This is a genomic window from Bacillus sp. FSL W8-0629 (assembly GCF_038593225.1).
Taxonomy (GTDB): domain Bacteria; phylum Bacillota; class Bacilli; order Bacillales; family Bacillaceae; genus Bacillus; species Bacillus altitudinis.
This window is the reverse complement of the sequence record NZ_CP151975.1, coordinates 2240343-2254157: the sequence shown is the minus strand read 5'-3', so window position 1 is coordinate 2254157 and position 13815 is coordinate 2240343. Positions and strand designations below refer to the sequence as shown.

General features: G+C 39.8%; 19 protein-coding genes, 1 tRNA gene and 1 riboswitch. Of the genes, 14 read left to right on the top strand and 6 right to left on the bottom strand.

Going from position 1 to position 13815, the window contains the following annotated elements:
• Nucleotides 1-108 precede the first annotated feature (108 nt).
• Nucleotides 109-489: a Spx/MgsR family RNA polymerase-binding regulatory protein gene (locus NSQ17_RS11585; RefSeq protein WP_007501232.1), complete on the top strand. Its 381-nt coding sequence runs from the start codon at nt 109-111 to the stop codon at nt 487-489.
• 55 nt (nt 490-544) lie between these two features.
• Here NSQ17_RS11585 and NSQ17_RS11580 read toward each other — a convergent pair.
• Nucleotides 545-615, bottom strand: a tRNA-Gln gene (locus NSQ17_RS11580).
• 99 nt (nt 616-714) lie between these two features.
• Here NSQ17_RS11580 and NSQ17_RS11575 point away from each other — a divergent pair.
• The 9 genes from NSQ17_RS11575 to NSQ17_RS11535 all read left to right on the top strand — a co-directional run bounded on the left by NSQ17_RS11575 (nt 715) and on the right by NSQ17_RS11535 (nt 6258).
• Entirely contained in the window at nt 715-1587 is an 873-nt protein-coding gene (locus NSQ17_RS11575) for an STAS domain-containing protein (RefSeq protein ID WP_035390819.1), read from the top strand.
• A 458-nt stretch (nt 1588-2045) separates the two neighbouring features.
• Entirely contained in the window at nt 2046-3116 is a 1071-nt protein-coding gene (comGA, locus tag NSQ17_RS11570) for a competence type IV pilus ATPase ComGA (RefSeq protein WP_058336648.1), read from the top strand.
• The gene (gene comGB, locus NSQ17_RS11565; protein ID WP_024718840.1) at nt 3097-4137 is read left to right on the top strand and encodes a competence type IV pilus assembly protein ComGB; all 1041 of its coding nucleotides are present in this window, start codon (nt 3097-3099) and stop codon (nt 4135-4137) included. The genes comGA and comGB overlap by 20 nt, the downstream gene beginning before the upstream one ends.
• Nucleotides 4138-4153: 16 nt before the next feature.
• The gene (gene comGC, locus NSQ17_RS11560) at nt 4154-4447 is read left to right on the top strand and encodes a competence type IV pilus major pilin ComGC (protein WP_008342186.1); all 294 of its coding nucleotides are present in this window, start codon (nt 4154-4156) and stop codon (nt 4445-4447) included.
• Complete coding sequence (gene comGD / locus NSQ17_RS11555; protein ID WP_342467442.1) at nt 4440-4886, top strand: competence type IV pilus minor pilin ComGD; 447 nt, start codon at nt 4440-4442, stop codon at nt 4884-4886. The genes comGC and comGD overlap by 8 nt, the downstream gene beginning before the upstream one ends.
• A 19-nt stretch (nt 4887-4905) precedes the next feature.
• The gene (comGE, locus tag NSQ17_RS11550) at nt 4906-5184 is read left to right on the top strand and encodes a competence type IV pilus minor pilin ComGE (protein ID WP_306794195.1); all 279 of its coding nucleotides are present in this window, start codon (nt 4906-4908) and stop codon (nt 5182-5184) included.
• Nucleotides 5126-5623 (top strand): competence type IV pilus minor pilin ComGF, encoded by a 498-nt coding sequence (gene comGF / locus NSQ17_RS11545; protein ID WP_160757523.1) that lies wholly within the window; start codon nt 5126-5128, stop codon nt 5621-5623. Before comGE ends, comGF begins: the two co-directional genes overlap by 59 nt.
• Nucleotides 5620-6003: a competence type IV pilus minor pilin ComGG gene (gene comGG / locus NSQ17_RS11540; protein WP_160757524.1), complete on the top strand. Its 384-nt coding sequence runs from the start codon at nt 5620-5622 to the stop codon at nt 6001-6003. The genes comGF and comGG overlap by 4 nt, the downstream gene beginning before the upstream one ends.
• 60 nt (nt 6004-6063) lie before the next feature.
• Nucleotides 6064-6258: a YqzE family protein gene (locus NSQ17_RS11535; protein ID WP_024718846.1), complete on the top strand. Its 195-nt coding sequence runs from the start codon at nt 6064-6066 to the stop codon at nt 6256-6258.
• A 34-nt stretch (nt 6259-6292) separates the two neighbouring features.
• Here the strand turns inward: NSQ17_RS11535 and NSQ17_RS11530 are convergent, their stop codons facing one another.
• On the bottom strand, nt 6293-6619 hold the full coding sequence (locus NSQ17_RS11530; RefSeq protein WP_039166025.1) for a DUF3889 domain-containing protein: 327 nt from the start codon (nt 6617-6619) through the stop codon (nt 6293-6295).
• 252 nt (nt 6620-6871) lie between these two features.
• On the opposite strand from NSQ17_RS11530, the gene tapA reads away from it, so the two are divergent.
• The 3 genes from tapA to NSQ17_RS11515 are packed head-to-tail and all read left to right on the top strand — an operon-like array spanning nt 6872 to nt 8880.
• Nucleotides 6872-7399 carry an amyloid fiber anchoring/assembly protein TapA gene (tapA, locus tag NSQ17_RS11525; protein ID WP_160757525.1) on the top strand — a complete coding sequence of 176 codons (528 nt, stop codon included), beginning with the start codon at nt 6872-6874 and terminating at the stop codon, nt 7397-7399.
• 49 nt (nt 7400-7448) lie between these two features.
• Nucleotides 7449-8021 carry a signal peptidase I gene (locus NSQ17_RS11520; protein ID WP_017357979.1) on the top strand — a complete coding sequence of 191 codons (573 nt, stop codon included), beginning with the start codon at nt 7449-7451 and terminating at the stop codon, nt 8019-8021.
• 58 nt (nt 8022-8079) lie between these two features.
• Nucleotides 8080-8880 carry a TasA family protein gene (locus NSQ17_RS11515; protein ID WP_008342195.1) on the top strand — a complete coding sequence of 267 codons (801 nt, stop codon included), beginning with the start codon at nt 8080-8082 and terminating at the stop codon, nt 8878-8880.
• A gap of 67 nt (nt 8881-8947) precedes the next feature.
• Here NSQ17_RS11515 and NSQ17_RS11510 read toward each other — a convergent pair whose 3' ends face one another.
• The 4 genes from NSQ17_RS11510 to NSQ17_RS11495 form a co-directional block, all read right to left on the bottom strand.
• On the bottom strand, nt 8948-9283 hold the full coding sequence (locus tag NSQ17_RS11510) for a helix-turn-helix domain-containing protein (protein WP_017357978.1): 336 nt from the start codon (nt 9281-9283) through the stop codon (nt 8948-8950).
• Between the two features lie 33 nt (nt 9284-9316).
• Nucleotides 9317-9481 carry an anti-repressor SinI family protein gene (locus NSQ17_RS11505; protein WP_008342197.1) on the bottom strand — a complete coding sequence of 55 codons (165 nt, stop codon included), beginning with the start codon at nt 9479-9481 and terminating at the stop codon, nt 9317-9319.
• 184 nt (nt 9482-9665) lie between these two features.
• The gene (locus tag NSQ17_RS11500; RefSeq protein ID WP_017367588.1) at nt 9666-10463 is read right to left on the bottom strand and encodes a YqhG family protein; all 798 of its coding nucleotides are present in this window, start codon (nt 10461-10463) and stop codon (nt 9666-9668) included.
• A gap of 14 nt (nt 10464-10477) precedes the next feature.
• Nucleotides 10478-12148: an SNF2-related protein gene (locus tag NSQ17_RS11495; protein WP_008342199.1), complete on the bottom strand. Its 1671-nt coding sequence runs from the start codon at nt 12146-12148 to the stop codon at nt 10478-10480.
• A 250-nt stretch (nt 12149-12398) separates the two neighbouring features.
• Nucleotides 12399-12506: riboswitch (glycine riboswitch) on the top strand.
• 203 nt (nt 12507-12709) lie between these two features.
• Here NSQ17_RS11495 and gcvT point away from each other — a divergent pair.
• A complete protein-coding gene (gcvT, locus tag NSQ17_RS11490) occupies nt 12710-13807 on the top strand; it encodes a glycine cleavage system aminomethyltransferase GcvT (protein WP_072367814.1) in 1098 nt (365 codons plus the stop codon).
• The last annotated feature ends 8 nt before the right edge of the window (nt 13808-13815 follow it).

Below are 13815 nucleotides of genomic sequence, written 5' to 3'. Positions count from 1 at the left end.
ATTTTTTTGAAAAAGTGATGAAAAAGTGATGAAAAAGTGTTTATGCCTAAATGCATGAGGGTACTTAGTCCATAAGAGAAAAGGTTAACGACCTAAGGAGGAAGACTAATGAGTGACATTACTTTTTATTCATACCCAAGCTGCACGTCTTGCCGCAAAACAAAACATTGGTTAAAGGCGAATCAAATTGATTTTAAAGAGCGTCACCTTTTCAGAGAAACGCCAACACTTGACGAATTGAAAAAAATCCTGTCCTTAACAACAGAAGGAATGGATGAAATTTTAGCTACTCGAAGCCAAGCTTTTAAAAGCTTAAATTTAAATATTAATGATTTAAAAGTAAATGAGGTACTTCAGCTTCTCATTGAAAAACCAAAGCTGCTCCGGAGACCTATTATCATTGATGGAAATAAATTAGTGGTCGGCTATAATCCAGGGGAACTCATGAAAATTTCAAAAAAGAAAGCGATTCATCAATCGGTTTCCTAATCAAAAACGAAGATCAGCTGAATGATGTTTCAGCCGTCTTCGTTTTTGTGCTGAACTGGGCTAGCTGGGTTCGAACCAACGATCACGGAGTCAAAGTCCATTGCCTTACCACTTGGCTATAGCCCAATATGAAACGTGTAATGCTATTGTTCACCATCTGCGGTCATTTATACATAAAAAGTTGGTTGTCACTAGTTGTAAGTGAAAAAGGAGCGAACGACAGAAATGAAAAATGAAAAATCTGAGCAATTATATGAATTTATTCTTAAAGAAGCCCCTGTCATGACCGAAGAATGGCTGAAAACAAGAACAGAAGAAGGCTCATTATATTCCAAACATGCTTCAGAGGAGACAGAAAAGAAGCTGAAAGAACAAAACACAGCATTTATCCAAACGATTGCAGCAACGTTAGTCACGCTATCAGATAAAGTAGAAGACCATCTAAAAAAGTGGTCAGTTGATATTGCCCGCGATCGAGCTGTTCATGAAGTACCTTTATATGAAATCATCGGACAATTTAAGGTGTTCCGCCACATTTTTTGTTCCAGAATTGAGACCTTTACACAACAAACGGAGCTTGAAGTGACACTCAAAGATGTGTGCGATTGGAATCAGCATTTTCACGCTACATTTGATGATATGATTGCGCGTTTATCAGAAGAGTATGACCGCGTGACAATCAATCAGCTTAATGCACAAAGAGAAATGATTCAAGAGCTTAGTGCGCCTGTTATTCCAGTTTCAAAAGAGATCGGTATTTTGCCGCTGATTGGTGAAATTGATACGTACCGGGCGAAAATCATTTTGGAATCAGTACTAGAACAGGCATCTAGACTGCGTCTAACCCATTTATTTATTGATATATCTGGCGTTCCCGTTGTTGATACGATGGTTGCTTATCAGCTGTTTAAAGTGGTTGATAGTGCGAAGTTGCTAGGAATTGAGACGATTATATCAGGCATTCGCCCAGAAATCGCTCAAACTGTAGTGAAACTCGGCATTGATTTCTCAAAAGTAAATACTGAACACAGCCTTGCAAAAGCTTTAGAAAAAAGAGGCTTTCGTATCTTTGAAGAGCAGCAGCAAGAAGCAACGTGAACCAAAAAATGTTACTAGTAAAAGTAACGGATCTGTTGACAAGGAGAAACAATATAATGAGCATATGAATGAGATGACCAATTCGCATACAGATTTGGTCTCTTTTTTTATCCATAAATCAGACACGAAAGGATATTCTTTATCTTCAAATCAGTAATCTATTAAGGAGGATTAAATTTGGAGACACCTCCTTGTAACAGATCATCCATAATGAAAGAACCAAATGAAATGATCATCAAAAAAGAGGTGCCAATAGCACTTCTTTTTTATTTTCTCCTCTGAATGGAACCCGCTGTTGTAAAAGTCAAATTTTTTGATATGTCCTTCTGTTATTTATAGATGAAATACACCTCAAATTGAACATTTTCACACCTTTTCAGTCATGAAAATCATGAAATGCGTTTTTGTCAGGCACGTTCCGCCATCATACAATATGGTCACTGAAAGGAGTGAACCACTTGTATGGTATTGAATATTTGGGGCAAGAGCTGCTAGAAGAGGCGTGCCGCATGAGAGCATCTGATGTGCATATTGTTCCGAGAGAAAAGGAAGCTTCAGTCTCTTTTCGTGTAGACGCTGACCTCATTCAGCAGCGGATCATTGACAAAAAGAGCGGAGAGCGGCTCATTGCTCATTTCAAATTTTTATCTTCTATGGATATTGGTGAAAGAAGGAGACCACAAAATGGTTCATTGGCTGTGATGTTAAGGCGCGGTCAAGTGTTTGTTCGGCTCTCTACACTACCAACTGTAAATGATGAAAGTCTAGTGATTCGGATTTTACCGCAGGATCATGTGCCGAAAACAAAGTATTTGTCACTGTTCCCGAAGGCTTCAACGAGATTATTATCGTTTCTGAATCATTCGCATGGGCTCATTTTATTTACAGGACCAACAAATTCAGGGAAAACGACAACACTTTATTCATTGATTCAGTTTGCCAAAAAACATTTTAATCGGAATATTATTACCCTTGAAGATCCTGTGGAAACAAGAAATGAAGAAGTGCTGCAGGTTCAAGTAAATGAAAAAGCTGGCATCACGTATGCGGCAGGTTTACGCGCTATTTTAAGACATGATCCAGATATGATTGTGCTTGGAGAAATAAGAGATGCGGAAACAGCCAGAACAGCTATTAGAGCAGCTTTGACAGGTCATTTAGTCATGAGCACATTGCACGCAAAGAATGCAAAAGGAGCTCTTTATCGAATGCTCGAATTTGGTGTGACGGTGAATGAACTCGAACAAACAATGGTTGCTATTGCTGCTCAGCGGTTAATCGAACTCGCATGTCCATTTTGCGGCGAAACGTGTGAGCTTTATTGCAAACTAAATCGGCCAGTCAGACGAACAAATGTATTTGAATTGCTTTACGGAAAGGAGCTTGGTGAGTGTATCAAAGAGGCAAAAGGAGAATACGCTCATTCGTCATACGAAACACTGCAAAGGTTAATTCGGAAAGGAGTGGCACTCGGCTATTTATCAAAAAGCACATATCATCGCTGGGTTTATGAAGAAGCGAACCTCTAAACCCTGGTCTAAAAAAGAACAAGCTGAATTCTTATCGAAACTGGCTCAGTTGATTCAAGCTGGATATACATTGGTTGATGCACTAACGATGGTGAATATTCAGTTATCAAAAAAACAGCAGCAGCGATTAACGCCAGGCATTCAGTGGCTGCTTGAAGGGGAGCCTTTTTACGTTGTACTTGAGCGACTTCATTTTCAGCGGGAAGCCGTCGCTATTCTTTGTTTTTCAGAGAAACATGGCAGCCTAGCGCGAGCTCTTGAACAAAGCGCCCGTTTTCTAGAGAAAAAAATTATGCAGGTTGACACATTCAAGCGTATGTTACGATATCCGATTTTTCTTATGTTTACGGTTTTTGTTGTGCTCATCATTGTTCAGCAAATGATCGTCCCTCAATTTTCTTTATTATATTCATCTATGAATACAAGCATGACATGGCTGATTCAAGGGATGTTTGGCCTCTTCCAATTCCTACACGCTTTGCTGCTTATGATCGGTTGTATATGCATCTGTCTTTTTGGATATTATGAGCTCTTTTTTAAGAAAAAATCGACCCTTGAGAAACTGAAAGTCATTAGCAGGCTGCCGGTGGTATTTAAAGGGGTGCAGCTGATGCATACGTATCTTTTTTCCCTTCAGCTAAGCGGACTTCTTCAAGCTGGGTTATCGATTTACGAAAGTTTGCAAGCTTTTAAACAGCAGACCTATTTACCTTTCCTTCAAGAAATGTCTGAACAAATGATAGGGGAGTTAAGAAAAGGTGAGAGTATGGAACATCAAATAAGCCGGTCTCCTTTTTTCGAAAGGCATTTTGCGGCTGTCATTAAGCATGGGGAAGCAAGTGGGATGCTAGCAAGAGAGATGTACACATATAGTCAATTTCTTTTAGAGAATGCAGAATTGAAAATTGAAAAATGGGTTTCATGGCTGCAGCCTGTCATCTATGGCTTAACAGCATTTCTTATACTCATTGTGTATTTATCTATTCTTTTACCAATGTATCAACTAATGGAACAAGTGTGAAAAGGAGGACTAAGGCATGAATGATAAAGGATTTACACTGTTAGAGATGTTAATTGTCATGCTTGTGATCTCCATTCTTTTATTGATCACCATTCCAAATATCACTCGGCATCATCAAAGCATTCAAGCAAAGGGCTGTGAAGGGCTGAAATCAATGGTGAGTACACAGGTAATGGCATATGAATTAGAGCATGACGGCAAGACGCCATCTTTAGCTGAATTAGAAAAAGAAGGCTATGTCAAAAAAGGATTAACTTGTCCAAATGGAAAGGCAATTTTCATTCAAAACGGGGATGTGAAAAATGAATAAATCGCTTTTCCAGGAGAAAGGATTTACACTCATTGAGCAGCTCTTGATCGTCATGATTTTCTCTATCTTATTATCGATAATAGGTGGAAAAGTGCCCAATATATTAGAAAGTGCTGAAGCAAAAAAGCAAGTGAACTTGCTAAAACAAGATCTTCAATTGGCATCTTATACTGCATTTATTAAAAAAACACGAGTAACTGTTGAGTTTCACCCGCCCAATGTATCTTATCAAGTCATCGAACAGAATAGTGAGCAGATCATTGCTTCTAATCCACACAAAAAAGGCACCATCAAGCAATCCACATTTCAAAAAGGCCTTCACTTTAATAAAAACGGACATCCAAATAGCGGCGGTTCTCTCATTGTTCAATTTGGCAGTCAAATATATAAACTCACGATTTACTTAGGGAGCGGGCGGATTCATATTCAGCAACAATAAAGGATTTAGTACGTTTGAGATGCTCTTTTCTTGCCACCTCTTTCTATTTGCTGCTCTTGTGCTCGTGCCATCCTTTGAAAAACTGACAATTGGGAAAGAAGAATTAAGGGCTAAACTGGAAGCTTATCAAATCTTACATGAGTATATGAATACAGCTTTTATAGAAGGTCAAAATGAATCAAGTACAAAGAAACGAGGCGAGATCACATATGAATTCATTTGGGGTCAGGAGAAGGGATGTGTTTCATACAAAGTACAAAAAAAGAAGACGATTTGCTTTCGACATTTGGAGCGATGAACAAGGCTTTACACTTGCTCAAGCAATATGGCAATTGCAGCTATTTTTGCTGCTTTCTTTTGGCTGCATGCTGCTTTTATCAATTGCTGAAAAAGCTCATCCGTTTGCAGAAATCAACAATTTTTCGCAAATGGAGTGGAAACAAACGGTCCTGCAATTAGAGGAGGATCTAAATTGTGCTGTTGCTGTAAGAGCGGTGAAAAATGGAACAGCACTGGAGTATATTTCAAATCAAGGGCGAGTGGTGACGATTGAGCCGTATCAAGAGATGCTTCGTAAACGAATGGATCAGGCAGGCCATCTCCCTTTATTACAAAAGGTGAAACAATTCTATGTAAGAACAAAAGAGCAAACCACCACTCTCCAAGTCACAGATGTATTTGGTCAAGTACATGAAGCTGTTTTTTTCACTTACAAAGGAGTGATTCCTAAAACGTGAAAAGAGAAGACGGGTTTATTTATCCTCACGTATTTGCTGTCATTCTTTTATTTTTATTGATTCTAGGATCGATGACCATTGGGTTTCAAAAAGAGTTGAAAAGTGCAGAGCTCGCGGTTTCTTTTTATCAAAAACAGCAGTTATTTCGTTTAGGTCTAAGTGAAGCTGCAAACAAATTAAATCGTATTTGTGATCAGCCATTGAGCCCAATTGTCACAGAAGAAGGTCGAGTGACGTTGAAGCGAATTGGGTGCGATGACAGAAAAAAGCTAGTCCGCCTCTTGGTTAACATCGAGACAAAGGGTGGTGTAACTGATGAGCGGGAACTAGAGATGAATAAGGAGACAGGAGAAATCAATCAATGGATCAGCACTTATTAGCGAGTGTATAAAACGATACTCTTCTTGGTAACACTTTAAGGAAGAAGAGGTGAGTGTTCGATGAAGACAAATGATTATGTAAAATATATGACGCAGGAAATTATTAAATACATGAATACACCACGTGACGAACGGAAAGAACATAAACAGGAAAAAATGGAGACAAAACCACCATTTTCTCAGCGTTTATTCGGTGTTCTGCCTTTTGGCTTCTCAATGATGCTAAAAAAACGTCAACGTCATCGACGAAAGTAAAAAGCCGCCAGCAGGCGGTTTTTTTCATGCCATTTTAGCTGTATTCTTCCACAACAATGACTTTATTGACCTTGTTCGAGTAAGGGTTATAGGAAATGGTGACATATACCCCAAATTCTTTGGCCTGATCTTTCAACGTAATATGATATTGCTTCACGGATTCTTTCTCCCGGTGCCGATCCCACACTTTTTGTTTGAATAAAACATGTGCTAACGGATACCGTTTTTTTGCTTCTTTGACTGCCCTTGTTTCCCATTGATCTGCGGCAGCAGTGATTCCTTTTGCCTCAGCTAGATGGGCGCTTTGGATCAAAGGGCTTAACAGTAAACTGAGCATGATCATGATTCTTCCATATTTCAATTAACATCACCTCACCAATTATTATCCTGACCAAATCCTGCACTTTTATGTAAATTTTTAAGAAGTACAAATGTCACAGAAAAAAATATTGAATATGGCGAAAGAATGAGAAAATGGAAGAATTTTCTCGGTAATGTTCTTGTTTAAGAACAAAATGGACTAATTTGACGTTTTGGATTTTATAGGTAATTCCTTATACTGAGTGTAATCGTTCTTTTTAAAGAACAATTGTTCAAGGAGTTGAAAGATTCAATGAAACAGCCGCTCTTTGTACTATTTTGTGCTATTTGTTTGATTTTCACTTCTTTTTTTATTACGTCTACTAACGCTTCTTTTAACGATGTCGAGCATTCGAATTTTGTCATGAAAACATGTGAAAATTTCGAAGAGACAGATCAGCATTGCCAGCCAAAGAAATGGGATAGAAGTCATTTGAAACTGATCGATCAAACGATCATTGAGGGGACAGTCTGTGCGCCTCAAAAGCTGAGCATGTCACTAAAAAATATTGGACAACCCATTACGCACTCTGAATGGAAGTGGGAACTACATAAAGTAGAGAGTGTTCAGGTGCCATTACAAGATGGCCATGTTATTGAAAAAGGTGCTATACAGTCCCTCTCATCAGAAGAAACGACGACTGTCACGGCAGTTAAAGCAAAAACAAATGGAATTTATTTGTTTAAAATCTATTATCCTAAAGGGTTTGGTGGTGCTGAAAAGCCATTCTTTACGTCTCAACATATGCAGCTTTCAAACTGTCAAGAAAAGGCGTCCTAAATAGGGGTTGCCTGCTGAATGAAATATGATATGTAAAGGGGAGAAAGGTATGAAAAAGTGGATGAAAATGTCTGGGAGTATTCTTTACGCGCTGGTCTTCACGATGATGATTGTGTGTATTATTGTCGTGTTGTCATCAAGGACAACAGGCGGAGATCCTCAGATCTTTGGTTATGAGTTCAAGCAAGTATTATCTGGATCAATGGAACCGGAATTTTCGACTGGTTCATTGATTGTTGTGAAACATGTCACCTCACCTGAAACACTCAAAAAAGGAGATATTATTACGTTTCAAACGAAGCAAGACCAATCCTTTGTGACTCACCGCATTGTTGGGGTGAAAGGAAAAGGAGTAAATAAAGCCTTTGAGACAAAAGGAGACCACAATATGTATCAAGACGGCACGCTCGTCAAAGCGAATCAAGTGACTGCGCAGTATACGGGCGTGAACATTCCTTATGCAGGAAAGCTTCTTTCGTATGCAGGAACGTCTGCTGGGACCGCTCTTTTGCTCATTATTCCAGGGGTGATGCTGCTTGTTTATTCAACCATTCATTTTGTTGGTGCTGCCAAACATCGAAGACATACGGCTGAGTTACACATGTCAGAGGAACAAGCATAAATTTTCGTTTGTAACCTAAATCAGGTTTCAATAAAACAATTTATTAGGGGGTTCAATCATGGCAATGAAAAAATCAATTCGTTTAGGTGTTTTATCGGGAGCGTTAGGTCTTGCTTTAATTGGCGGGGGAACGTGGGCTGCATTTAATGATGTTGAGACGGCAAACGCGGTCTACTCTACAGGAGAGCTGAATCTATCTGCAAAAGAGAATTCCGGCGCCATCAACCTTGCGAACATAAAACCCGGTGACCGTATAAAGAAGGAATTTAATTTTGAAAATAAAGGGTCTCTTGCAATTAATCAAGTGCTGATGAGTCTTGATTATAGCCAGTTTCAAGATGGAACATCAGCGAAGAATGGCGGGAAGAATACAGCTGAAGAATTCCTCAGCCAATTTCAGGTGAGTGTTCTAACGGTTGGAGCCGAAGGTGGGAATGGATACCCGAAAAATATTATTTTAGACCATGCAAACCTGCTTGATCTGCATCTATTAACGTCAAAGCAGGATCAGACCGCATTTGAAAAGCTTCGTCATGCCGTCGATGAGAAGTTTTTACATGAAAGTGGTAAAATTAATGTTGCCACCGTTGATGGATCAACAGCTCCAGAGTATGACGGCATTCCAAAGAATCCGTTTGATTACGATAAAATGGAAATGATCATTGAATTTGTCAATGACCAGACGAAGGATAAAGCGGGTAACTATATCCAAAATAAATACCAAGGCGATGCGATTCAAGTTGATCTTTCCTTCGAAGCGACTCAGTGGAATGGTTTAACGATCAATCCAAAAAAGCATACGGATGAAAAAGGCTACGTGAAAGAAAACGAAAAAGCACACAGCGAAGATAAAAAATAAAGTCAGTCTTTAGACTGATAACAAGATCTGCATAGCAATTGGAGGAGTATGCGCTAAAATATGCGCATTACTCCTCTTCTTGCTTTTTTTTCCAGATTTGATAATCTAAAAATTCACGAAATTGCTTTTTCGAAACCCCTGATGTCATTGCATCTCGAACTAGTTTTTCCCATTCACTATCTAATTGACCATCGTATTCGGTTTCATCATTTTCGTTTAACAGTGTATGAACCGAGACGTCCAGAACAGCGGAGACTTTTTCAAGAAATTGAATGGAGGGGTTTGTTTGCAAGTTTCTTTCTATTGAACTTAAATAAGACTTCGCTACCCCAGCCTTTTCGGCCAGTTCTGATAGTGAGTAGCCTTTTTCATTGCGGTATTGTTTAATACGCTGGCCAATCAATGTCATCACCTTCCTTTCGATATTATAGCACATTCAGAAAGGTTTGATAGAATGACTTCTTGCCATAGGGGGAGACTCAGAGGACTTTTCGCGTGATTTGAGAAAATGACGGACTTCTTCAACTGTTAGTCCTGCTTTGCGCGCTTCGCGTAATAATTGAACCCATTCACTGTCTAATAACTTCGTTTTCTTTTCCATACAAATACCCTCCTAAAATACTGAATCGTGTATTTCAGGCACTTAACGCATGAAATGGAAAAACACAGGTGATAAGACCTCATAGATTGCTTGCGTCATGTTTCCGCCCAATACAAACAGACAAACGTTGCTTTTGATTGATCGAAAATTTGATATCACATGAAAGGGAGGGAGACTCGCTAAGTCAGCCTCCTCTTTTTTGCTGTAAGTAAAAAAGTCCGCCATTTTCAATCGTAAGACTGATTTTTGGTTCGTATAAAGTTTTAAGTGCTTGTCTTTCTATTTCATATTCTACAGATGTGTCTGAAGTCCCTTCATAAAATTGGTTTAAAAGTTCCGAGTCTTCTTTCCACTTTTGAACAGCTCTTACCGCCCAATCATCCGGCTCTTCATTGGCATAACGTTCCATCAGGCTGTACAGCCGTTTGACGCCGCTCTCTGGCTTAATCATCGTACTCATTGTGAAGCAATAATCAGGAATTTGAGACGATAGCTCACGCGCTTCCAGCTTCTCTTGAAATTGTTCGATGACTTCTCCGCGTATTAGATGAAGTCCAAGAGACAGCAGTTTGTCTTTTTTACGGTCTGCCAGATAGGATATTTTGACATTGAGACCAAGCCACGGCTCCAGTGCGATCTGGCTGTTTGTGAGCGGTCTGACTTTTTCGTACAGTCGAATAAAACGGCCTTGCTGTTTCACAACCTCGAATATTTGGAATAAACGAGGGGAGCCGAAGTGGACAAATTCTCCTTCGACCGAGTCATCAGCTTTTTTTTGATCGGTGATCAAAGTCAATTGCCGCGGCTCAGGTACGCCTCCCGTTTTTTCGAGCCAATGCCAATAAAAAGGACGGTTCATGATCAATTTATCCATTTCGATTGTCAGCTGTACGGTCATGTGTCCTGCACTTTCTTCAAGTATGTCGCATTGATTTGCCTGAAAGAAACGGAGAAGAAATGTGTGAATCTCGCGCTGCTCCATTGGTCAACTCTCCTTTATGAACCTTGCTGCCTTTCTTCTAAAAGCGGTGTTTGTGCTTCTGTTAAATAGGAAGCAAATTGGGTTAATTTCTTTTTCATGTCTACGTCAGACTCGTGCTGGAAGAGAATTTGATGCAATTCTGTTTCAGCATCTTGGATATCAATTCGGGTTAAAATATCATCTAGATCACCAATGACGTTTTCAAACAGCTGAATTTTTTCATATAAAAGTTTTAAAATATGTTCTTCGACTGTCCCGCTAGTTGCCATATTGTAAATGTGGACATCCCGCTCTTGACCGAGCCGGTGAATACGTCCAATTCTTTGTTCCAAGCGCATTGGGTTCCACGGAAGGTCGTAGTTGATGATTTGGTTGCAAAACTGAAGGTTGATCCCTTCGCCGCCTGCTTCTGTCGCAATGAGCACTTGCGCCCGCTCTCTAAATAAATCTTTCATCCAGTCTTTTTTACTCCGTTTAAACCCGCCTCGAAAAGGAACCGAACTGATGCCGTTTTGTTGGAGAAACCATTGTAAATAAATTTGTGTCGCACGGTATTCAGTGAAGATAATGACTTTTTCATTTAATTGTTGAATGAGTTTAACGACTTCAAGTGCTTTAGAATTTTGTTCTACCTGGTTGATTTTCTCCATGATGTGCATCATCGCAGAAGCACCTAGAATGTGTTTTTCCTCTTCTTGCATTTTTTTAATGGTCATATAGACGGCCTCACGACTCGAACAGCATTCTCGTTCTAAGGTCATAATTGAAAACATGTGCTTCGTATAGGAAGGGTTTTCTTTTAACTTACAAATTTCATCATATAGTGCTTGTTCTGTCGGGGAGAAATCAATAGAAATCGTCTTTACATGCCGCTTTGACCATTCGATGCCAGTGTCTTGTCGCCGGTTCCGAATCATGACTTTATTGACTAACTGTTTTAGCCGGTCATGGTCCTCAAGTTGAAGGTCTTTTTTGGCAAAGAGGTCTTTAAACTGTGTTTCATTACCTAAATGGCCTGGCTTCAACAGAGAAACGAGATTAAAAATTTCTCCTATTCGATTTTGAATAGGTGTGGCTGTGAGCAGTAAGCAGAACTTTTTATTCAAATTTCTCACAAACTCATAGTTTTTCGTTTTATTGTTTTTCAGTTTGTGTGCTTCATCAATAATGACCATATCGTAGGAGATGGATAAGATCGTGTCTCGATGTGGCTGTCTTTTGGCTGTATCAATTGAGGAAACCACAACATCGCACTGCTCCCACACATAGCTCTTCTTTTGCTCGACAGCATCTATGTAAAATTTCGTTCGCAGTTCTTGTACCCATTGGGACACAAGGGAGGCGGGTACGAGAATGAGAATCTTCTTGGCAAGTCCGCGAATCATGTATTCTTTGATAATCAGTCCTGCTTCAACGGTTTTTCCAAGACCCACTTCATCTGCTAAAATGGCTTTCCCATTCATCTCTTCTACGACTCTTCTAGCGACTTCGAGCTGGTGTTTTAAAGGAGTAAATGCAGGCAGATGCGCAGGTGCTTGCAGTCCTTCAAATGAATCAATGGCTGTCACTTTTTGTACTTGTGCTGCTAAACGGTACATATCCCAATTCGCCCAGGGACCGTCTGCTGTAAGCCGCTTTTGAAATTCACTTGCCCATTTTTGATCAAAGATCGTTTGAATATTCAATGTGACCGCCTGCCTTTCTGGTAGAGTGATGATAAAATCGTTCTGTTTTTAAACGCTTCATTTTTTCATAGCGATTTAAAAGATGTTATATATCAATAAAAGCGAACGATGATGAATGATTATTTTAAAAATGTTAATGATTTTTCTGTTGCTCTTCATCCATTTCTAATGGTAGGATGTTGGTAAGTGATCTAGAGAATAAGTCACCCATTTTGATAGTATGTCCAATAAAGGTGAAGAATATGAGCGGATGATGGTATGGGGAGAGACCTAGCGGTTATTTTGCACTGACAGGCGCCGAAGGAGCAAGCTGAATTGGTTCAGTGAATCTCTCAGGCAAAAGTACTCTTACCGGACGCAACTCTGGAGAGTGTTTGCGTAGCGATTTTTAGCAAACCACCAAAGGGGAAAACGCACAATGATGTTGTGCTGTAAACTTTCAGGTGCAAGGACAGAGACTTCTTTTTGATAAAAGGGAGCGTTCTGTCCTTTTTTGCTGTGATTTTTTTCTGAAAATTCAGCTTGTGATGTGCACTGTAAGAAAAAAGGGGGAAACGATTGATGTTGAAACGAACACCGCTTTTTCATGCGTATGAAACGTTTGGCGCAAAAACCATTGACTTCGGGGGCTGGGAATTACCTGTCCAATTTTCTTCCATTAAAGAAGAACATGAAGCTGTTCGAACAAAAGCAGGGCTGTTTGACGTGTCTCACATGGGTGAGGTGGAAGTCACAGGTCAGGGAGCTCTTCCTTTTTTACAAAGGTTATTAACCAATGATCTGTCAAAGCTGACAGACGGTAAGGCACTATATACAGCCATGTGTTATGAAGATGGCGGAACGGTGGATGATCTGCTTGTCTACCAAAAAGAAAAGAACAACTATTTACTTGTGATCAATGCTTCAAATATTGAAAAAGATGTGGATTGGCTGCTGAAACATCAAGGTGAGGAAGACGTTTTCATTAAAAATGTCTCTGATCAAACCGCCTTGTTAGCCCTTCAAGGACCTCTTGCTGCTGACATCATCAAAGATGTTGCGGATGAAGAGGTAACATCACTGAAGCCATTTACGTTTTTATCAAAAGCGATAATTGCGCAAAAAGAGGTGCTTGTCTCAAGAACCGGTTACACAGGAGAAGATGGCTTTGAAATCTACTGCCAGTCAGAAGATGCTGTTCACCTTTGGACCGCTTTATTAGAAGCCGGACAGCCGAAAGGACTGATCCCATGTGGACTCGGTGCACGTGACACCTTAAGATTTGAAGCAAGACTCCCGCTTTATGGCCAAGAGCTCACGAAGGATATTTCTCCTTTAGAAGGCGGCATTGGTTTTGCTGTTAAAACGGATAAAGAAGCAGATTTTATCGGAAAAGATGCACTTAAAAAACAAAAAGAAGAAGGACCGAAGCGAAAGCTTGTCGGGATTGAAATGATAGATAAGGGGATTCCGCGGACAGACTATCCGGTCTTCTCAGGAGATAAGCAGATTGGTGTAGTCACAACCGGTACACAATCTCCAACATTAAAGAAAAATATTGGGCTTGCCTTGATTGAAACATCAGAGGCACAGCTTGGGACAGAAGTAGAAGTGCAAGTTCGTAAAAAACGTCTAAAAGCCAAAATCGTCGCCACACCATTTTATAAAAGAGCCAAATAACGAGGAGG

Coding starts and splice junctions, on each gene's coding strand:
- comGE (WP_306794195.1), top strand. CDS start 4,906: ATGCTCTTTTCTTGCCACCTCTTTCTATTTGCTGCTCTTGTGCTCGTG.
- comGC (WP_008342186.1), top strand. CDS start 4,154: ATGAATGATAAAGGATTTACACTGTTAGAGATGTTAATTGTCATGCTT.
- NSQ17_RS11500 (WP_017367588.1), bottom strand. CDS start 10,463: ATGGAGCAGCGCGAGATTCACACATTTCTTCTCCGTTTCTTTCAGGCA.
- NSQ17_RS11575 (WP_035390819.1), top strand. CDS start 715: ATGAAAAATGAAAAATCTGAGCAATTATATGAATTTATTCTTAAAGAA.
- NSQ17_RS11535 (WP_024718846.1), top strand. CDS start 6,064: ATGAAGACAAATGATTATGTAAAATATATGACGCAGGAAATTATTAAA.
- NSQ17_RS11520 (WP_017357979.1), top strand. CDS start 7,449: ATGAAAAAGTGGATGAAAATGTCTGGGAGTATTCTTTACGCGCTGGTC.
- gcvT (WP_072367814.1), top strand. CDS start 12,710: ATGTTGAAACGAACACCGCTTTTTCATGCGTATGAAACGTTTGGCGCA.
- NSQ17_RS11585 (WP_007501232.1), top strand. CDS start 109: ATGAGTGACATTACTTTTTATTCATACCCAAGCTGCACGTCTTGCCGC.
- tapA (WP_160757525.1), top strand. CDS start 6,872: ATGAAACAGCCGCTCTTTGTACTATTTTGTGCTATTTGTTTGATTTTC.
- NSQ17_RS11505 (WP_008342197.1), bottom strand. CDS start 9,481: ATGGAAAAGAAAACGAAGTTATTAGACAGTGAATGGGTTCAATTATTA.
- NSQ17_RS11515 (WP_008342195.1), top strand. CDS start 8,080: ATGGCAATGAAAAAATCAATTCGTTTAGGTGTTTTATCGGGAGCGTTA.
- comGD (WP_342467442.1), top strand. CDS start 4,440: ATGAATAAATCGCTTTTCCAGGAGAAAGGATTTACACTCATTGAGCAG.
- comGB (WP_024718840.1), top strand. CDS start 3,097: ATGAAGAAGCGAACCTCTAAACCCTGGTCTAAAAAAGAACAAGCTGAA.